Origin of the sequence: Streptomyces sp. NPDC047981, assembly GCF_040653315.1 — a bacterium.
GTDB lineage: Bacteria > Actinomycetota > Actinomycetes > Streptomycetales > Streptomycetaceae > Streptomyces.
This window is the reverse complement of sequence record NZ_JBEZNQ010000016.1, coordinates 78622-97942: the sequence shown is the minus strand read 5'-3', so window position 1 is coordinate 97942 and position 19321 is coordinate 78622. Positions and strand designations below refer to the sequence as shown.

Sequence of the window (19321 nt, the reverse complement as noted above, 5' to 3'; positions counted from 1 at the left end):
AGGCGGCGCGCAGCGAGGACTCGGGGGCGGATGGGGCACCCGGCGTGGTCTCCCGAGCCGTGGGCGCGGGCGGGCGGACGGGCGACGGTGCCGCGACGACGGTCGCCCGCCCGTGCTCCGGCTGTGGTTCGGGCACGACCGCCGGCACGGGCACGGCCACGGCCACGGGCGCGGGCGCGGGCACAACCACCGGCGCGGCCACGGCCACGGCCACCGGCACGGGCTCGGCCGCAGGCACCGCGACGGCCACGTGTCCGCCCGCCTGTACGGGATGCGAACTCGGGTGCGAAACAAGGGGATTCGCCCCGTCCGGACCCGCCGGCTCCTGGGCCAGCCGGACGGCCTCCCCCGAACCCGCCTGCGCCGCCGCCTCCGCGTGGAGCTGCGCGAGCGGCGGACGGGCGCCCGTGCGCCAGACCGTGGCGAAGTGACGCAGGTACTCCGGGGTCACGGGAGCGCCGCTCCGGCGCGGGGCGGGGGCGACGCGGCCGTAGAGCCGGATGCCCGGGCCAAGGGAGAGGAGCCCCGGCGCGGCGCCGAGTCGCTCCCACAGCTCCGCGTCGGCGACCAGGTCCGCCACCACCGTCGTCGTGCCCGCGCGCCGCACCGCGAGCTCCGTCGCGAGCCAGTGCCAGGGCAGCGCGGTGTAGCGCAGGGTCGTCGCCGTGGAGCGCGCCAGCGCGAGGTGCGGAAGGTGCTGGCGGCGGTCCGCCTGGAGCTGACCCGCGAGGAAGAGCGCCAGCGGTCCCGGCGCCGCGGCCGCGGCGCGCAACCTCGTCAGGACGGTCTGCGGGTCGAGCGGGTCCGCGAGTTCGACCACCGTCGCCACCGGTGTGCCGGTCAGCGCCCCCGGCGGTACCGCGGCGAACGCCGGCAGCACGGCCGCCGCGTCCACCGCCCTTCCGCGTCCGGCCGGCGCCGCCGCGAGCAGCACTGCCGTCCCCACCGAGTCCAGGTCGTCGTTCACCACACGAGCACCGTAACCTTCTCACGGGCCCTTCCCGTTACCACCCCGATGGCCGATAATCGGCGGGCCGTTGGCATATGCCAGAAGCACCACCGTATCGAGTGTTGCCAAATCCCTTACGGGCTTTCCCCGCCTGTGCAACAGTCATATCCGGGCCTCGTTCCACCGCTCGCCCGCGCCGCGCCTGTATCGGAGTACGACATGCCGTCCCCTCTCTACGCGGATCGTCCAGCCCAGCCGCCGGAGCCCGGCACCGTGGACGCGCTGATCTCGCAGACCCGCCGTCTGCGGGGTGACGTGGACGCCGTGCGCCGGGACGCGGTCCTGGACGAGGACGACCCGAAGAACCGCTGGCAGCGTGCCCTCTGCGATCTCGCCGTGCACCAACTCGACGACCTCGGGGCCCATTTGGGTCAGCTCAGGGCCGGTATCCCGGACGAGGCGTCGCTCGTGGAAGGCGTCGAGTCCGTCGTTGCCGAGGAGACGGTCGAGGCCGCCTCCGACCCCGGCGCGGCGTACGGCGGCCCCGCGCCCGCCCGTACCGGCTCGCTCCTGAGCCGTGTCGGCAGCGCGGAGTGGAACCTGCTGACCGACGAGGTGAGTTGGTCGGAGGAGCTGTACCAGATCTTCGGCCGGAGCCCCGAGAGCGGCCCGATGTCCCTGGACGAATTGCCGTCCATGGTCTTCGCCGAGGACCAGCCCGTGCTCCAGGCGATGGTGACGGACTGTCTGATCGACGGGAAGCCGATCGACGGCGAGTTCCGGGTCGTCCGCACCGACGGCCGGGTCCGCACGCTCCACATGATGGGCGAGCCGGTCCTCGACGCCGACGGCTGCACGGCCTCCATGTGGGCCGTCCTGCGCGACGTCAGTGAGCTGCGGCGCAGCGAGCGCGCGGTCCGCGAGTCCCGCGACAGCCTGCAGCGCAGCCGGCACATCGAGCGCACCGAGCGCCGGGTCGCCGTGGAGCTCCAGGAGGCCGTGCTGCCTCCGTGGCGCGGCTCGCTGAGCTTCGCACACGGCGGCCCCGGTGCCCCCCTCGACGTGGCGGGCCACTATCTGCCGGCCGCCACCACCGGTCTCATCGGCGGCGACTGGTACGACGCACTGGCCCTCCCCGACGGCGACGCGCTGCTCACCGTCGGCGACCTCACCGGCCACGGCGTCTCCGCGACCTCCTCCATGGCCATGCTCCTCGGCGCGCTGCGCGGAATGGCAGTGGCCGGAATTCGCCCCGGGGCGCTGATGGGCCACCTCAACCAGCTGCTCGAGTCCTCGGTGCAGCCGGCGCTCGGCAGTGCGATGTGCTGCCGCTACGAACCGGTCAGCCAGACCCTCACCTGGGCGCAGGCGGGGCACCCCGCCCCGCTGCTCTTCCGCGGCGGAACGGGGCGTGCCCTGAAGCGCCCGGACGGTGTACTGCTGGGAGCGACGACCGGGGCCTCGTACGAAGAGGCCGCCATCAGACTGCTTCCCGGCGATCTGCTGGTGCTGCACACGGACGGGCTGACCCGCCGCGGCGGCCTGGACGACACGGGTACGCAGCGGCTGCTCGACCTGGCCCCCCGCCTTGCCGAGGCACGGGACGCGCAGGACTGCGTACGGTCGGTGGTGGAGGAGTTCGGTGAGGCACCCCGCGAGGACGACGCCTGCGTGATGGTGGTCCGGGTCGGGGACTAGGGCGAGCAGAGACACGACCAGGCGCGACTACGAGGGCATACCGGCGCGGCTCAAGCCGGTGTGCCCTGTGTCTGTGTCGTGTGTGCCGGTGCGCCGCACGTCAGGTCGGCGTGCGGACGGTCTCAGGACGGTCGGGTGACGGACTCGGGCCTGTTCCCTGACGGACTCAGGACGGTGCGGTACGGACAGCGGCCGAGTCCCGCACTCGGTCCCCGCCGAACCCTTCTCGCAACCCCTGGGGGCGAATCCCCTGACGGCCCCGCTCAGATCCCGCTGCTGCGGGGCCGCTTGGCCGCGGGCTTCGGCAGCGCGAGCGCGATCTCCTCGCGCAGGTCCTCGATCTTGGCGTAGCCGGCGTACTGCCCGGTGAGCCGGTACATCTCGCGCAGCCGGTCCCAGGTGCGGTGCGAGGAGGTCTCGCCCATGGAGACCAGCGCGAGCCGCGCGTACCGGTCAGCCTGCTCCGGGTCGTCGGCGATGAAGCAGGCCGAGGCCAGCGAGATGTAGTCGAAGAGCTTCGAGCGGTTGTGGCCGTTGCGGCGCAGTTCCAGGGCCAGCTTGGCGTGGCGCTGGGCCGGGGCCGCGGCGGCGGGGTCGTGCTCGGCGAGCGTGCGGTACGCGAGGGCCTGCATGCCGTGCATGTCCGCGTCGTCGAAGTTCTGCATCCAGCTCGGCGGCGGGACGTCGGAGCGGTCGGAGACGAAGAGTTCCTCGGCCTCGCCGAGCGTGCGGCGCATCGCCTGGCCCTTGCCCATGGAGGCCTGTGCCCAGGCCTCGATGGTGTGCAGCATGGCCTGGGTGCGGGGCAGCACCTGCTCGCCCGAACCCGACCTGGCGAGCTTCATCAGGTCGAGGGCGTCGTCGGGCCGGCCCAGGTGGACCATCTGGCGGGCCGCGCGGGACAGTGCCTCGCCGGCGCGCGGCCGGTCGCCGCCCTCGCGCGCCGCGTGGGCGGCGATGACGAAGTACTTCTGGGCGGTGGGTTCCAGGCCCACGTCGTGCGACATCCAGCCGGCCAGGACGGCCAGGTTGGCGGCGACGCCCCACAGGCGCCGCTGGAGGTGGTCGGGGTGGCGGTAGGCGAGCATGCCGCCCACCTCGTTGAGCTGGCCCACGACCGCCTTGCGCTGGAGGCCGCCGCCGCGGGAGGCGTCCCAGGCGCGGAACACCTCCACGGAGCGCTCCAGCGCCTCGATCTCCTCCGACCCGATGGGGGCGGCCTCGTAGCGGTCGAACCCAGCGGGGTCGGCGTGGAGGGGATCGTTGGCGCGTGGCGCGGTGGCGGCGCGCGCGGGGTCGGTGTGGAGCCAGTCGTGCATGGCGCTGGTGAGGGCGGAGCCGGCGGCGAGCACGGCGCCCGCGCCCATCAGGCCGCGTCGGTTGAGCATGAGGTCCATTCCCGTGAATTCGGTGAGGACCGCTGCCGTACGCTCGGGCGCCCAGGGCAGCCCGTCAGGGTTGTCGGTGTTCCTGACGTTCTGCCGTTTCCCGGCGCGCCCGTGTCGTACGAACCCGAGGTCCTCGATGGTCACGACACGGCCGAGTCGCTCGGTGAACAGTGCAGCCAGCACCCGGGGCACGGGGTCGCGCGGGGTCTCCCCCATGTCGATCCATCGCCTCACCCGTGAGGTGTCGGTCGACAGTTGCGGGTGGCCCATGGCCGCCGCCTGCCGGTTGACGAGCCTCGCGAGTTCTCCCTTGGACCAGCCGGCGAGGCCGAAGAGGTCTGCCAGGCGGGTGTTGGTCTGTCCGGTCACGTCTAAGCCCCCAGGTTCTCGGCTGAGTTGACAGTAACCCCCTGTCATAGGGCTGGCGACTATTCGCCAGGGTTCGCCAGGGTGCGCTCAATGTTCCGCCACCCGCGGCGGGGTGTCAGGTAGGAACGCGCCACCCCGCCCCGACAACCGGCCCTCATTCCCCAGGGTGCGGACCGGAGGTCGGGCGGGGCGACGCACGCAACTCGTCGGCACACGAAGGGATCTGTCTCCCCATGTACACAGCATCGTCCTCCGTGTCCGCCCCGCCCCGGCCGCAGCACCGTTCCGTACCGGCCGGGAGCGGACCGTACCTCGCCCCCGTCGCTCCGGCGGTCCGGCCGAGGCGATGGGCGGGCAGTGCCGCTCAGCCGCTCAGTGGAAGGATCGACCTTTCGGGCCCGCAGGGCGCCCAGGTACGGATGGCGATCGCGTCCGTCCACCGGATCTGCCCGGAGTTCAACCCGGTGCAGGTCCTGCGGCGCAGCGGTCGTTCCGTCCTGATCGTCGGAACGACCGGGCGGGCCACGGCGGTCGCGAAGTGTTTACTGGACCACTCTCCCGCGTGGGTCGAGCGGTTCCAGCACGAAATAGCTGCCTACCGCTCCTTCGTCCGGCACCGTCCTCCGGTGCGCGCGCCGCGGCTGATCGCGGCGGACCCGGAGAACTGCACGCTGGTGATCGAGCGGATGCCGGGGCGGGCGGCGGCGCTGACGCGCCACCCCGTGGAGGCACCGCCCCGCGCGGATCTGCGCGCGGCGCTGGGTGCCATCGCCCGGCTCAACTCCTGGCGCCCGCCCGCCGGGACCTTCGACGCCCCGCTCGACTACCCGGCGCGGATCGCGCGCTACCACGAGCTGGGCCTGTTCACCGACCGCGACCGGGACGACCTGCAGAAGCTGCTGCACGGCCTGGCGCACGCCGGTGGCCGCCAGGGCATGGGCCAGTTCTGCCACGGCGACGCCCTGCTCTCCAACATCCTCCTCTCCCCCACAGGACCGGTCCTCGTCGACTGGGAGCACGCGGGCTGGTACCTGCCGGGCTACGACCTGGCGACGTTGTGGTCGGTGCTCGGTGACGCGCCGCTGGCCCGGCGCCAGATCAGCCAGCTCGCCCAGCAGGCGGGTCCCGCGTCCCGGGACGCCTTCCTGGTGAACCTGATGATCGTGCTGACCCGGGAGATCCGTACGTACGAGACGGCGGTGCAGCGGACCATCAAGGAGGCTCCGCCCGCGGGTTCTGTTCCCGTCCCCTCCGGCGCGGTCTCGCCCGGTGAGGAACAGCGCCGGCTGTTGCGGCGGCTGCACGACGACTGCGCCATGGCACGGCGGGCCGTGCGCGCGGCGGTCGGTACGCGCTGAATCCGCGCCGACCGTCCCCACGGGGGTGACACGCCGTGCGCCCGGTGCCGACACACCGGGCGCACGGCGCTTCGGCGTTCGCCCCGTGCGACGCCCGGCCATTGGTCCATTCCACTGACGCGCCGCAGGCCCGCGCACCGCCGCCCCGAAACTCCGCGACGCCTCCCCCGAACCGCCCCTGACGTGCGAATTCGCGGGCCGGTGCGGGTGATTGACGGATCGTCGGGAAGCCGCTACCCCTGTACGGGTCCGGCCCCGCACGCCCCCTCGTCACCCCTGGTATCTGGAGGCCGCCTTGCACCGTTCCGTGTCCCGCAGACGGGTCCCCCGAGCGATGGGCGCCGTGGCGTCCGCCGCTCTGCTCCTCCCGCTCCTCTCGGCCGCTCCGCCGGCCACGGCAGGACCGCCGGTGCCCGGCTCGTTGCAGCGCCAGTTCGCGGCGGCGGCCGAACGGCAGGGCGTGCCGCCGAGCGTGCTGCTCGCGGTGTCGTACCTGCAGTCGCGCTGGGACGGGCACGGCGGCGCGCCGAGCGTGACCGGGGGCTACGGCCCGATGCACCTGACGGACACGGTGACCGCGCTGGCCGACGCCCCGCACCACTCGCACGGCACGGAGGACGCCCGGGGCGACGACGCGCGTGCTCCGCGCCACGGTTCGGCGAGCGCGACTCCCTTGCCCACGCGCGACCGACTGCCCGAGCGGCTCAAGACCCTGGACCGGGCGGCGGCGCTGACCGGGATCCCGGCGGAGCAGCTGCGCACGGGCACGGCGGCGAACATCGAGGGTGGCGCGGCGCTGCTCGCCGCGGCCCAGCGCGCGTCGGGCCGGCCGCCGGGCGGCGACCCGGCCGACTGGTTCGGCGCGGTGGCGCGCTACTCCGGCGCCGACGACACGGCGACCGCGACGGCGTACGCGAACGACGTGTTCGACGTGATCCGCACCGGCGAGTCCCGTACGACCGACAGCGGGCAGGTGGTGACGCTCGCGCCCGATCCGGGCGTCGCGCCCGCGCGCGGGCAGGTGCGCTCCCTGGGGCTGCGGGCGCCGAGCAGCGGGCCGACGGAGTGCCCGCACACGGTGGCGTGCGAGTGGATCCCGGCGCCGTACGAGGAGTTCGGGGACGGGGACTACGGCAACCACGACATGGCGGACCGGCCCGCGTCCCAGTCGATCGACTACATCGTGGTGCACGACACGGAGGCGACCTGGGACGTCACGCTGAAGCTGGTGCAGGACCCGACGTACGTGTCGTGGCAGTACTCGCTGCGCTCCTCCGACGGCCACATCGCCCAGCACCTGCCGCTGAAGGACGTCGGCTGGCACGCGGGCAACTGGTTCGTGAACGCCAAGTCGGTGGGTCTGGAGCACGAGGGCTTCCTGACGGCGCCGGACTCCTGGTACACGGAGGCCATGTACCGGAGTTCCGCGCGGCTCGTGCGGTACCTCGCCCGGCGCTACGACATCCCGCTGGACCGGCAGCACGTCCTCGGCCACGACAACGTGCCCGGGACGGTCACGTCGACGATCCGGGGGATGCACACCGACCCGGGTCCCTACTGGGACTGGGACCACTACTTCCGTCTCCTCGGCCGCCCGTTCACGGCGAGCGCGGGCCCTGAGGCGCGCGTGGTGACGATCCGGCCCGCCTATGCCACGCACCAGCCGACGTACACGGGGTGCGTGAAGGCGGGAGAGGCGTGCGCCCCGCACGGCAGCGGGGCGGTCAGGCTGTACACGGCGCCGAGCACCGACGCACCGCTGGTCAAGGACGTCGGACTGCGTCCGGGTGGCGAGGACTCGACGACCGGGGTCAACGACACCGGCGCGCGTGCGTCGACCGGGCAGAGTTACGCGGTGGCGGAGCGCCGGGGCGACTGGACGGCGATCTGGTACCTGGGGCAGAAGGCCTGGTTCCACGATCCGAAGGGCGGGCGGACGGCGGTGGACACACGCGGCCCGCTGCTCACCCCGAGGGAGGGTCTGGCGGAGGTGCCGGTGTACGGGCGCGCCTACCCCGAGCCCTCGGCCTATCCGGCCGGGGTCCCGGTCCAGGCCGTGTCCCCGCTGCCGTACCGGCTGCTCGCGGGTCAGTCGTACGTCGTGGGCGGCCGCACCCCGGGCGAGTACTACTTCGCTCCCACGTTCGACGCCGCGGGGCATCGGGTGGTCCGGGGCCAGGAGGAGTACTACCAGATCCAATTCGGCCATCGGATCGCCTTTGTGAAGGCGGCTGACGTGCGGGTTCGGCAAGGCTGAGGCGGATCCGGCCAGAGCGGGCGGGGTGTCGGCGGGTCGGGGACCCGACGACACCCCGCTTCCGTTCATACGACTATTCGCGGTGTCGCGTGGGCCGTCCGGGCGAGGGGTAATGCTCGGCCGATCACTGCCCACGCTCACCGGAAGGCCCCGCACGCATGGCTCAGCCCTTCGTTCTGCCGGATTTCTATGTCCCGTATCCGGCGCGGCTCAACCCCCATGTGGAGACCGCCCGCACCCACACCCGGGAGTGGGCGCGGTCCATGGGGATGCTGGAGGGCTCCGGCGTCTGGGAGGAGCACGACCTCGAGTCCCACGACTACGCGCTGCTCTGCTCGTACACCCACCCCGACTGCGACGCCGAGGCGTTGTCCCTGGTGACCGACTGGTACACCTGGGTCTTCTTCTTCGACGACCACTTCCTCGAGGTCTTCAAGCGCACGCAGGACCGGCCGGGGAGCAAGGCGTACCTCGACCGGCTGCCCCTCTTCATGCCGGGGGACCCGTCGGCCGCGATGCCCGCGCCCACCAACCCCGTCGAGGCGGGGCTCGCCGACCTGTGGCGGCGCACGGTGCCGTCCATGTCCGCCGGCTGGCGGGAACGGTTCGCCACCGCGACCGAGGCGCTCCTGAACGAGTCGCTGTGGGAGCTCGACAACATCAACGAGGGCCGGATCGCCAACCCGGTCGAGTACATCGAGATGCGCCGCAAGGTGGGCGGCGCGCCCTGGTCGGCGGGGCTCGTGGAGTACGCGGCGGGCGCGGAGGTGCCCGCGCAGGTGGCGCACGCCCGGCCGCTGCTCGTCCTGCGCGACACCTTCTCCGACGCCGTGCACCTGCGCAACGACCTGTTCTCGTACCAGCGGGAGGTCGAGGACGAGGGGGAGAACAGCAACGGGGTCCTCGTCCTGGAGAAGTTCCTCGGGTGCACGACGCAGGAGGCGGCCGAGGCCGTCAACGACCTGCTCACCTCCCGGCTCCACCAGTTCGAGAACACCGCCCTCACCGAAGTCCCCGCCCTCTGCCTGGAGAAGGGGCTGAGCCCGCGGGAGTGCGCGGCGATCGCCGCGTACGCCAAGGGGCTCCAGGACTGGCAGTCCGGCGGCCACGAGTGGCACATGCGCTCCAGCCGCTACATGAACGAGGGCCTGGACACCGGACCTTCGCGTCTCGACGGGCTCCTCGGCACCTCCGCCCTCGACATCCGTACCCTCTTCGGCCGGCCCGCGGCCGCCCGGCTGCGCGCGCTGACGCACGTTCCGCACCAGATGGTCGGGCCCTCGCTGCTGCCCGCGTTCGACCTGCCCTACCCGCTGACGCTCAGCCCGCACCGCCATGAGGCGCTGCGGCGCTCGCTCGACTGGTCGGAGCGGATGGGGCTGCTCGGCGACATCTGGGACCGGGAGAAGGCGGAGGGCTTCGACTTCGCGGTCTGCGCGGCGGGGCTCGACCCGGACGCCACCCTGGAGGAGCTGGAACTCAGCACGGAGTGGCTGGCCTGGGGCACCTACGCCGACGACTACTACCCGCTCGTTTTCGGCCGGTCGCGGAACCTGATCGGCGCGAAGGAGTGCACGGAGCGGCTGAAGTCCGTCATGTCACTGGACGATCCGGAGGCCGGTCGGGCGGGCGCCGTGAGCCCCCTGGAGGGCGCGCTGGCCGACCTGTGGGCCCGTACCGCCGCACCGATGGCGCCGGAGGCCCGCGCACGGCTTCGGGTGGCCGTCGACGCGATGCTCGACAGCTGGCTGTGGGAGCTGCACAACCAGGCGCAGCACCGGGTGCCCGACCCGGTCGACTACATCGAGATGCGGCGCACGACCTTCGGCTCCGAGCTCACGATGCTGCTCTGCAAGCTGCGGCGCACGGAGTCGCTGCCGCGCGAGATCTTCCGCAGCGGCACGGTGCGCGCCCTCGAGAACTCCGCGGCGGACTACGGGACGCTCCTCAACGACCTCTTCTCCTACCAGAAGGAGATCGAGGTGGAGGGCGAGGTGCACAACGGCGTCCTGGTGCTCCAGACCTTCTTCGACTGCGACTACCCGACGGCCGTGGCCATGGTCGACGACCTGATGCGCGGGCGCCTGCGCCAGTTCGAGCACCTGAAGCGGCACGAACTCCCGCTGCTGTACGAGGACTTCGACCTCGACGAGGAGGGCAGGGCCGCCTTCGCCGCGTACGTGAGGGAGTTGGAGGACTGGCTCGCCGGCATCCTCAACTGGCATCGGGTCGCGCGTCGTTACGGCCCCGAGGACGTGCACGCGACCGGCGCGCTGACCCGGGTGGGTCCCACCGGGGTCGGGAGGACCGGGATCGGCACGTCGGCGGCGCGCCTCGCGGAGCTGTTCGTGCCCTGAGTCGGCCCGTTGCGCGGTCGCTCCCGGTCTCAGACGGAGCGGCCGCGCAGCTCGTCGAGTTCGCGGCGCTCACGCTTGGTGGGACGGCCGGCGCCGCGGTCGCGCACCGCGGCGAGGGCCACGTGCTCGCGTGGGGGCGGCGGCGGGCTGTTGTCGACGTAGGCCTCGGCCGCGACGGGCGGGCCGACACGCTTGGTGAGGAGCTGCTTGACCTCGACGACCCGCTCCCGGCCGCCGTGGAAGAGGCGCACCTCGTCGCCGGGCTTCACCGGCTGGGCGGGCTTGGCGCGGTCACCGTTGACCTTGACATGCCCCGCCCGGCAGGCGGCGGCCGCCTGCGAGCGGGTCTTGGTGAGGCGGACCGCCCAGATCCAGCTGTCGACGCGTGCGCTCATCGGCCCCCGTCCTTCGTCTCGCGATCAGCCCTGCTGGAACAGCTCTGCGGGCAGTGGCTTGAGCAGAGCGTACAGATCGTCGGTGATGGGCCGGTCCCAACTGGCGATCGTCACCAGCACGTTGTCGCTGCGGTCGAACTGGACGCAGGCGATGCGGCTCTCGGAGAGCTTGAGCCGGCGCACGATCAGCAGGTTGTCGCCCTGCATCACCGGCATGTCCTCGGTGTCGAGGACCTCGACCGGCTCGTCGTTCTCCAGGGCCGCGAGGAGCTGGGCGACCTCGAAGGGGATCTGGCCCTCGGCGAGCTCGCGGGCCGGGGAGCCCTCCGGCAGATTGCCGATGATCATCGCGGGGCCGCGACCGCCGAACAGGTCGTAGCGGAGGAAGACGCCCTGGCAGCTGCCGTCGGGCGCGGGCAGCAGACCGGCACCGAGATTGCCGGGCCAGTCCCCCGGGTCCATGGCCAGGACATCGAAGTCCGGGCCCGCGGGTGTGGCGGCGCTGCGGCGGCGGAGGAAGGACATACGGCCATGGTACGTGTCCCGGCCCCCACCGCGACGCGCCGGGGCGGGTCCCGCGCGGGCGCCCCGCGGCGACCCGCGACACGCCGATCGACACGTCGACCGGCGGGACGCGTGGTGGGCCCGCGCGCCGCTCGGGTCAGGCGGGGCGGGAGTAGCCGTCGGAGCGGCGGAGGGCCTGGGCGAGACCCGTCCGGTCGGTGCCGAGCTTGCGGTAGACGGAGGACAGCAGCAGGGTCACGGCGCCCCGGTCGGCCTTCAGGGCGTCGGCGGGGTCCTCGCCGCGGACCGTGAGATCGGCGGCCAGCCGCTCCTTGGCGGTGAGCGCGTCCGTACCGGCCGGGTGGAGGGCGCGCGGCCGTAGCCCCGAGGCGGCCAGCTCGGCGCGGGCCGCCTCGCCGAGGCCGTCGGCGCCGCAGGTCTGGGCGGCTTCCAGGCCCCGGTAGAGCCGATCGGCGGCCTCCCCGGTGCGGCCGGCGCGCCGCAGCGCGGCCCCGAGGGCGACCAGGGAGCGTGCCAGCTCGTAGGCGGCGGGCGAGCGCTCCAGCCAGTCCACGGACTCCTCCAGCAGCTTGACCCGCTCGTCGCCGCCCACGACCTCGGCGGTCACGCGCAGCGCCTGGCCGATCGCGGACGGCGCACCGTACTGACGGGCCCTGGCGACGGCCTCCCGGGCGGTCTCGCGCGCCCGCTCGGGGGTCCTTCCGGCCTCGGCGAGCGCGAGGTGGAGCTGCCAGGGGCACCACGCGGGGTTGCGCATCCCGCGCGGGTCGAGGCGGCGCCCGACGGCTGCCAGCTCGGTCGCCGCCTCGTCGACCCGGCCCAGGGCAAGGAGCAGTTCCGCGTGGACGGTCTGGGAGTCGGGGAAGGTGACGGCCGCGGGGAACGGCTCGCCGAAGTCATGGGTACGGGCCAGCCGGTCGGCCTCCTCGACCCGGCCGCGGGCGAGCAGCACCTCGATGGCGACACCGACGGCGTACCAGAGGGCCGGGGTGCGGGGGCCGACGCGTTCGGCGAGGCGCAGCCCCGCGCGGACGAAGTCCTCCGCCTCGACGAGTCGGCCGCGGCGCAGCCGGATGTAGCCGAGCAGGGTGTACGCGAAGGAGAGGTGGGCGCCGCGCCAGCCCTGCCGCTCGAACTCGGCGGTGCCGGCCGCGAAGAGCTCCTCGGCGCGGCCGGGGCGGTCGGCGTAGAGGAAGGTGAGGGCGACCAGGACCGGGACCTCGAAGCCGCGGCTCTCGTCGGCCCAGCTCAGCCCGCCTGCCAGGGCGCGTTCGGCGTGGCCGACGGCGACGGTCGAGGGTTCGGCACGCAGGGTGGCGTCCCAGGCGCGCAGGCCGATGACGTACCGCTCGGTGAGATCACGGCCGGTGAGCCGGTCGGCGAGTCGAGCGAGCCTGCGGGAGCGGGCCGGCGAGTCGGGTTCGTCGGCGCGGAAGGCGTCCCACATGAACTTCTCGGACTGCATGCGCAGCCGGCTGCGGGCGTCGGTGGTGAGCCGGGACTCGCGGCCGAGGAGCTCGGAGGCCTCGACGAGCCGGTCGCTGTGGGCGAGGACCTGGGAGAGGCGGTAGACGATGCCGTGGCGCAGCGCCGGGTCGGCGACCGGCTCCTCCAGTGCGGCGCGCAGGTGGTTGACCGTGGTGGCGGGTTCGGTGAGCAGCGAGGCGCTGCCGAGCTCGAAGAGGACGGCGGCGCGCTCCTCGTCGGCCGGAGGTTCGCGCAGGGCGCGGGCGAGGAAACGGCGGGCGGCGTCGGGGGCACCGGCCCGCAGGGTCTCGCGGGCGGCCTCGCGCAGCTGGCTCACGACCCAGGGGTCCTGCTCGGGGTGGGTCTCCAGGAGGTGGCGCGCGGCGGCGGTGGCGCCGAGTCCGGCGTCGGTCACGCACCAGGCGGCCTGGCCGTGCAGGGCGACCCTCGTGGCGGGAGGGATGGCCTGGTAGACGGCGGTGGCGATGAGAGGGTGGACGAACTCCAGGGTCTCGGTGCCGGCGAGGATGCGGGCCTCGCGCAGCCGTCCGGCGCACTCGGCCACGGCTTCCGTGCCGAGCCCGGCGACGGCCCCGGCGAGCTGGGGCGAGATCTCGGTGCCGAGGACGGCACAGGCCCAGGCGAGCCGGACGGTGGCGGTGCCCAGCCGTTCGAGGGTCGCGGCGAGGCCGTGGCCCTTGACGGCGGCGGCGAGGTCGCGGAGTTCGTGCGCGGCCTCGGCGCGGGGTTCGAGGCCGCGGTCGCGGACCTTGGCGGCCAGTTCGACGGCCTCGAAGGGGTTGCCGGAGGTGACGGTCCAGCACTCGCGGCAGAAGGTGTCGTCGGCGTGGGCGCCGACCCTGTCGCGGACGAGGCGGGCGATGGCGGAGGAGGTGAGGGGCTCCAGGCCGAGGGGCCGCCGCCCGGATCGGTGCCCGGTGAACTCGGCTCCGGTGTCGGGGAGTTCGTCGGGGCGGTAGGCGACGACGAGGAGCATGGGCAGTTCCTCCGCGCGGGGCGCGAAGGCGGAGAGCCAGCCGAGGGACTCGGGGTCGGCCCAGTGGGCGTCGTCGAGGACGACGACGAGCGGGGCGCGCCGGACGGCCAGGTGGGTGAGGACCCAGTCGAGCCCGTCGCGCAGGCCCTGCGGGTCGGGCGGCCCGCCGTCGGCGGGCGCGCACAGGCCGAGGGCGGGGCCGACGATGTCGTACCAACTGCCCAGGCGGGCGCGGAGTTCGGTGTCGGATGCGGTGGCGAGCTGCGGTTGGAGCAGCTGCCGGGCGACATGGAAGGCGACCCGCTGTTCCTGGTCGCCGCCGCGCGCGGCGAGCACGGTGCACCCCTTGGCGCCCGCGCGGCGCCGGATCTCGGCGAGCAGGGTGGTCTTCCCGAGCCCGGCGGGCGCGGCGAAGGCGAGGACCCCACCGCGCGGGCTCCGGGGCGCGCGGGAGGAGGCACCGCCGTGGCGCGTGGGGCTGCCGGCCTGGACGCCGCCGCGGCCGGCCGGTGCGTCGGCGGTGGTCGGGCCGGGGGCCTGGGCTCCCACGCGGGCAGCCGGTGCGTCGGCGGTCGTCGGGCTGCCGCCTTGGGCACCCACGCGGGCGGCCGGTGCGTCGGCGGAGTTCGGGCTCCCGGCCTGGACACCCACGCGGGCAGCCGAGGCATCGGCCCCGGTCCGCGGGAGCGGGCCGTCTTCGAGGGCTCCGTGGCCGTCCTCGCCCCGGAGTCGTCCGGCGTGGTTCCCGACGGCCGGGCCGTCGGCGTCGGACCTCGGAAACGGAACGCCACCCGGATCTCCCGCCTCCGGGCCACCGCCCTCGCCACGCGCACGCCGCGCGTCGGCGGCTACGGCCGGGCCGTCGGTCCCCGACCGCCGGGGCGGGAAGGTGTCGCCGCCCTCTGCCCCCGGCCGGTCCCCATCGGCCGTGCGCCACTCGTCGTCGCCGATGCCGGGCCACCCGCCACCGTCGCCCGACCACGCGTCACCGTCACCGCCACCGTCACCGCCACCGGCCATGTCGGTGTCGCCGTCTCCGGTGGACGCGTCGGGGGTCCCCCGCCACCCGTCGTCGCCCGCTCCCGGCCACCGGTCGTCCTCGCCCAGACCCGTCAACTGGTTCAAGGCCTCTTCCGCCGCCGCGAGTTCCGCCTCGCGCTCGAACAGACCGAAGCCCCGGCGGTCCCTACCACCGCTGCGTACCACCACGTTCCACCCCCACGCCGGGGGCGCACACCCGGCGCGCGGATTCGTGCGGCCGGGCCGGAGAGCCCCGCGAAGACCTCAGCGTACGCCCGTACGCGCCCCTCGCGAGGTCAGACGGCGGAGCCGGACGCGCGGTCCGCGATTCCATGCAGAACGGCCAACGCCCGCTCGGCCCCGGAGTGTTCCACGAAGAGGTGGTCGTGGTGGAAGCCGGCCACGACATTGCAGCTCAGACCGGCGTCCGCGAGCGCCGTCGCGACCGCCGCCGTCAGACCGACGGCGTCGAGGGCGGAGTGGACCCGCAGGGTGATCCAGCCGGCCACGTAGTCGTACGCCAGGCCGGCCGCGTCGGCCTCCTCCTGGCGTACGACCAGCGTCACCCCCTCCTGCTCGGCGACGGTGACGACCGGGACGACGCCCGCCGGAGCGGGCCCGTCCACGGTGGTGAAGACGTAGCGGCCGGGGTTCAGCTCCGGCCGCATCCCGGCGATCAGCCGGGTCAGGTTCCGTTCCGCGGTCATGATCCGCACCCTAGGGCGGCGCCGACGTCACGTCACCTCAGGTCACGTCAGGTCGAACTCGCCCTCACGTGCGTTGACCACGAACGCCCGCCACTCGGCCGGGGTGAAGATCAGCGAGGGCGCCTCGGGCCGGCCTCCGTTCCGCATCGCGATGAAGCCCTCGACGAAGGCGATCTGGACGTCCCCCGCGCCCTGGCTGCCGGAGCGCCAGTCGGCTCCGCTGAGGTCGAGGTCCGGCTTGTGCCACCCCGTGAAGGCGTGCTGGGTGGTGGTGCTCTCCGCCACGTCCGTGCTCCTCCCGCATAGCGCAACGTCGTCGTCCGGGGCTCAGGGTAGCGAGCGGCTCCGGGGGCCGACAGACCACCGCGCAAGGGTCGGGAAAACCTCCGGCCAAGGTTCGGGAGACCTCAGGCCAAGGTTCGGGAAGACCGCCGCCCAAGGTTCGGGAAGACCGCCGGCCAAGGTTCAGGAGGCCGGTGGCCGGTCGCCGACGAGCCACATCGCGAAGAACTGCGCGCCCCCTCCGTACGCGTGGCCGAGCGCCCTGTGCGCCCCCTCCACCTGGTGCTCGCCCGCCTGCCCCCGTACCTGCATCGCCGCCTCGGCGAAGCGGATCATCCCGGAGGCGCCGATGGGGTTGGTGGACAGGACGCCGCCGGACGGGTTGACGGGAAGATCGCCGTCGAGTTCGGTGACCCCGGCCTCGGTGAGCTTCCAGCCCTCGCCCTCCTCGGCGAAGCCCAGGTTCTCCAGCCACATCGGCTCGTACCAGGAGAACGGGACGTACATCTCGACCGCGTCGATCTCCCGGCGCGGGTCGGTGATGCCGGCCTGTCGGTAGACGTCGGCCGCGCAGTCCTTCCCGGCCTGCGGCGAGACGAAGTCCTTGCCCGCGAAGAGGGTGGGCTCGCTGCGCATCGCGCCGCCGTGCACCCAGGCAGGCGGCCGGGGCGAACGTGCCGCGCCCGCGCGGTCGGTGAGGACCATCGCGCAGGCGCCGTCGGAGGACGGGCAGGTCTCGGAGTAGCGGATCGGGTCCCAGAGCATGGGCGAGGACTGGACCTTCTCCAGCGTGATGTCGTGCTCGTGGAGGTGGGCGTAGGGGTTCTTCAGGGCGTTGCGCCGGTCCTTGTACGCGACGAGGGAGCCGACGGCGTCCGGCGCGCCGGTGCGGCGCATGTAGGCGCGGACGTGCGGCGCGAAGAAGCCGCCGGCCCCGGCGAGCAGCGGCTGCTGGAACGGGACGGGCAGCGAGAGGCCCCACATGGCGTTGGACTCGGACTGCTTCTCGAACGCCAGGGTGAGAACGGTGCCGTGGACACGGGCGGCGACGAGGTTCGCGGCGACGAGCGCCGTGGAACCGCCCACCGAGCCCGCCGTGTGCACCCGGAGCATCGGCTTGCCGACGGCGCCGAGGGCGTCGGCGAGGTACAGCTCCGGCATCATCACGCCCTCGAAGAAGTCGGGCGCCTTGCCGATGACGACGGCGTCGATGTCCGCCCAGGTCAGCTGGGCGTCCTCCAGGGCGCGCAGGGCGGCCTCGCGGACGAGTCCGGCGATCGACACGTCCCCGCGCGCGGCGACGTGCTTGGTCTGGCCGATTCCGACGACGGCCACTGGCTCCTTAGGCACGGGCTTCCCCTTCCAGGACGGCGACCAGGTTCTGCTGCAGACAGGGGCCCGAGGTGGCGTGGGCGAGGGCGCGGTCGGATGCGCCCCGGTGGATGCGGGCGGCGGCCTCGCCGAGGCGGATGAGGCCGGCGGCCATGATCGGGTTGGCGGCGAGCGCTCCGCCGGACGGGTTGACCCTCACCCTGTCGTCGAGGTCGAGGGCTCGGCGGAGCACGACCTCCTGGGAGGTGAAGGGGGCGTGCAGTTCGGCGGTGTCGACCGGCCGTTCGAAGGCGCCGGCCCGCTCGGCGGCGAGCCGGGTGGAGGGCGAGTCGGTCAGGTCGCGCACGCCGAGAGAGTGCGCCTCGATCCGGTGGTCGATGCCGCGGATCCAGGCGGGGCGGTCGCACAGCTCACGCGCCCGGTCGCCGACGGCGAGGATCACGGCGGCGGCGCCGTCGCCGATGGGCGGGCAGTCGCCGGTGCGCAGCGGCTCGACGAGGTACCCGCCCTGCTCGCGGGCGCCGGGCAGTTGGGCGTGCGGGTTGGCGGTGGCGTCCTCGCGGCTGCGGGTGGCGATGGCCGCCAGTGCGGGCTCGTCGGTGTGTCCCGCGTCGATGAGCGCCCGTGCCTGGAGCGCGGCGAGGGCGACGGAGTCGGGCCAGAGCGGGGCGACGTAGTACGGGTCGAGCTGCCGGGTGAGGACGTCGCGTACGGATCCGGGTGAGGACTTGCCGTACGAGTAGACGAGCGCGGTGTCCGCCTCGCCGGTCAGCAGCTTGACCCAGGCCTCGTAGAGGGCCCAGGCGCCGTCCATCTCGACGTGCGACTCGGAGATCGGCGGCCAGGCGCCGACGCCGTCGAGGGCCATGGTGAAGGAGAAGGCGCGTCCGGCGAGGTAGTCGGAGGAGCCGGAGCAGGTGAAGCCGATGTCGGCGGTCTTCAGTCCGGTCTGGCGCAGCACGTCGTGGAGGACGGGCATGAGCATCTCGACCTCGGACAGGTCGTCCGTGCGGCGTCGGTGCTCGGTCTGCGCGAAGGCGACGATCGCGACCTCGCGGTCGTGTCCTCCCCGGCGGCCGTGGCGGTCCTCGCGGCCTTGTCGACCCTCGCGGTCCTGGCGGCTCTCTCCGCCCTGTCGGTCCTGTCCATCCTGGCGGCTCTCTCCGCCCTGTCGGTCCTGTCCGTCCTGGCGGCCCTGTCGGTCCGGCGTCACAGCAGCTCCTTGTACGTGTCGTAGTCGGCGTCGGGTTCGCCGGTCGGCCGGTAGTGGTCGGGGTAGCGGCCGTCCTCGCTCCACACGGGTTCGACGCGCAGCCCCATCCGCACCTGGTCGTAGGGGATGCCGCCGATCCGGCCGTGGAGCGCGAGCCCGGCGCCGTCGAGGGCGATGTGGGCGTAGACGTACGGGACCTCGATGTCGAGGTTCTTGGCCTTGATGTTGACGATGCAGAAGGTCGTGACCGTGCCGCGCGGGCCGACCTCGACGTGCTCGGTGGTGGCGACCCCGCAGGTGGGGCAGGCGCCTCGGGGCGGGACGTACACCTTGGTGCAGGAGGGGCAGCGTTCGCCGACGGTCCTGCGCTCGGTGAGCGCGTGGAGGTAGCCGGTCTGGGCCCGGCCGGGGCTGTAGGTGTAGTCGAGCCGGGCGTGGGCGACGATGCCGGTGACGGGGTCGCCGAAGGTGCCGTCGTGGGCGTGGACGTCGGTCGTGGGCTCGCTCTCGTGCGGCTCGAAGCAGGCGATGTCCGTGATGGCGCCGGTCCGCTCCTCGGCCCAGCGGATCCGGACCCGCATGCCGGTGCGGACCGCGTCCGGGCCGGGCGCGTCGAGGGCGTGGAGGAGGGCGGTGTCGGCGCCGTCGAGGCGCACGAGGACCCAGGCGAAGGGTGTGGACAGGGGCTGTCCGCTGCGGGGTTCGGGGTTCCAGGCCCAGGTGGTGACGGTGCCGGTGGCGCCGAGTTCGACGAGCTCGCGGAGTTCGGCGGCGGTCTCGGGGTCGTACTCGACGGGCGGGACGAGCACCGTGCCCGCCTCGGTCCGCACACCGAGGACGGTCCGCTCGCGCAGCCCGGTCAGGAACGCGGACTGCACGGGTCCGAGGGACCGGGTGAAGGGGAACTCTACGACGAGGGGGGCGCGGAGGGTCTGCGGGACGGGGGCGACTGTCATGAGCGGGCTCCTTGTCGGGGGCTGGGGGTGCGGTCGGGGCCGCTGCGCGGG

General features: G+C 73.7%; 15 protein-coding genes. 6 read left to right on the top strand and 9 right to left on the bottom strand.

Features of this window, described 5'->3' with window-relative positions:
- Nucleotides 1-44 precede the first annotated feature (44 nt).
- Nucleotides 45-431 carry a hypothetical protein gene (locus AB0E14_RS12615; protein WP_362415483.1) on the top strand — a complete coding sequence of 129 codons (387 nt, stop codon included), beginning with the start codon at nt 45-47 and terminating at the stop codon, nt 429-431.
- Nucleotides 432-1168: 737 nt separating this feature from the next.
- A complete protein-coding gene (locus AB0E14_RS12610) occupies nt 1169-2647 on the top strand; it encodes a SpoIIE family protein phosphatase (RefSeq protein ID WP_362415481.1) in 1479 nt (492 codons plus the stop codon).
- Nucleotides 2648-2910: 263 nt separating this feature from the next.
- On the opposite strand, the gene AB0E14_RS12605 is transcribed toward AB0E14_RS12610, so the two are convergent.
- Nucleotides 2911-4404 carry a hypothetical protein gene (locus tag AB0E14_RS12605; RefSeq protein ID WP_362415479.1) on the bottom strand — a complete coding sequence of 498 codons (1494 nt, stop codon included), beginning with the start codon at nt 4402-4404 and terminating at the stop codon, nt 2911-2913.
- A gap of 233 nt (nt 4405-4637) precedes the next feature.
- On the opposite strand from AB0E14_RS12605, the gene AB0E14_RS12600 reads away from it, so the two are divergent.
- The 3 genes from AB0E14_RS12600 (at nt 4638) to AB0E14_RS12590 (ending at nt 10376) form a co-directional block, all read left to right on the top strand.
- The gene (locus AB0E14_RS12600; RefSeq protein ID WP_362415477.1) at nt 4638-5762 is read left to right on the top strand and encodes an aminoglycoside phosphotransferase family protein; all 1125 of its coding nucleotides are present in this window, start codon (nt 4638-4640) and stop codon (nt 5760-5762) included.
- 334 nt (nt 5763-6096) lie between these two features.
- Entirely contained in the window at nt 6097-8019 is a 1923-nt protein-coding gene (locus tag AB0E14_RS12595; RefSeq protein WP_362415547.1) for an N-acetylmuramoyl-L-alanine amidase, read from the top strand.
- Between the two features lie 158 nt (nt 8020-8177).
- A complete protein-coding gene (locus AB0E14_RS12590) occupies nt 8178-10376 on the top strand; it encodes a terpene synthase family protein (RefSeq protein ID WP_362415475.1) in 2199 nt (732 codons plus the stop codon).
- A 29-nt stretch (nt 10377-10405) separates the two neighbouring features.
- Here AB0E14_RS12590 and AB0E14_RS12585 read toward each other — a convergent pair whose 3' ends face one another.
- The 7 genes from AB0E14_RS12585 to AB0E14_RS12555 form a co-directional block, all read right to left on the bottom strand.
- Nucleotides 10406-10771: an RNA-binding S4 domain-containing protein gene (locus AB0E14_RS12585; RefSeq protein ID WP_362415473.1), complete on the bottom strand. Its 366-nt coding sequence runs from the start codon at nt 10769-10771 to the stop codon at nt 10406-10408.
- A 24-nt stretch (nt 10772-10795) separates the two neighbouring features.
- Nucleotides 10796-11296, bottom strand: a complete 501-nt coding sequence (locus AB0E14_RS12580) for a hypothetical protein (RefSeq protein ID WP_361966387.1) — start codon at nt 11294-11296, stop codon at nt 10796-10798.
- A 136-nt stretch (nt 11297-11432) separates the two neighbouring features.
- Nucleotides 11433-14969, bottom strand: coding sequence for an AAA family ATPase (locus AB0E14_RS12575; RefSeq protein ID WP_362415470.1), 3537 nt, complete (start codon nt 14967-14969; stop codon nt 11433-11435).
- A 107-nt stretch (nt 14970-15076) separates the two neighbouring features.
- Nucleotides 15077-15487, bottom strand: coding sequence for an ACT domain-containing protein (locus AB0E14_RS12570; protein ID WP_362415468.1), 411 nt, complete (start codon nt 15485-15487; stop codon nt 15077-15079).
- A 42-nt stretch (nt 15488-15529) separates the two neighbouring features.
- Complete coding sequence (locus AB0E14_RS12565; protein ID WP_362415466.1) at nt 15530-15772, bottom strand: DUF397 domain-containing protein; 243 nt, start codon at nt 15770-15772, stop codon at nt 15530-15532.
- A gap of 180 nt (nt 15773-15952) precedes the next feature.
- The gene (locus AB0E14_RS12560; protein WP_362415464.1) at nt 15953-17119 is read right to left on the bottom strand and encodes a thiolase domain-containing protein; all 1167 of its coding nucleotides are present in this window, start codon (nt 17117-17119) and stop codon (nt 15953-15955) included.
- The gene (locus tag AB0E14_RS12555; RefSeq protein WP_362415545.1) at nt 17112-18146 is read right to left on the bottom strand and encodes a thiolase domain-containing protein; all 1035 of its coding nucleotides are present in this window, start codon (nt 18144-18146) and stop codon (nt 17112-17114) included. The genes AB0E14_RS12560 and AB0E14_RS12555 overlap by 8 nt, the downstream gene beginning before the upstream one ends.
- Between AB0E14_RS12555 and AB0E14_RS12550 the strand changes: the two genes are divergently transcribed.
- Nucleotides 18066-18338, top strand: a complete 273-nt coding sequence (locus AB0E14_RS12550; protein WP_362415551.1) for a hypothetical protein — start codon at nt 18066-18068, stop codon at nt 18336-18338. The two genes, AB0E14_RS12555 and AB0E14_RS12550, sit on opposite strands and share 81 nt — an antisense overlap.
- Here the strand turns inward: AB0E14_RS12550 and AB0E14_RS12545 are convergent.
- A complete protein-coding gene (locus AB0E14_RS12545; protein ID WP_362415462.1) occupies nt 18311-19270 on the bottom strand; it encodes an OB-fold domain-containing protein in 960 nt (319 codons plus the stop codon). The genes AB0E14_RS12550 and AB0E14_RS12545 overlap by 28 nt on opposite strands.
- Between the last annotated feature and the right edge of the window lie 51 nt (nt 19271-19321).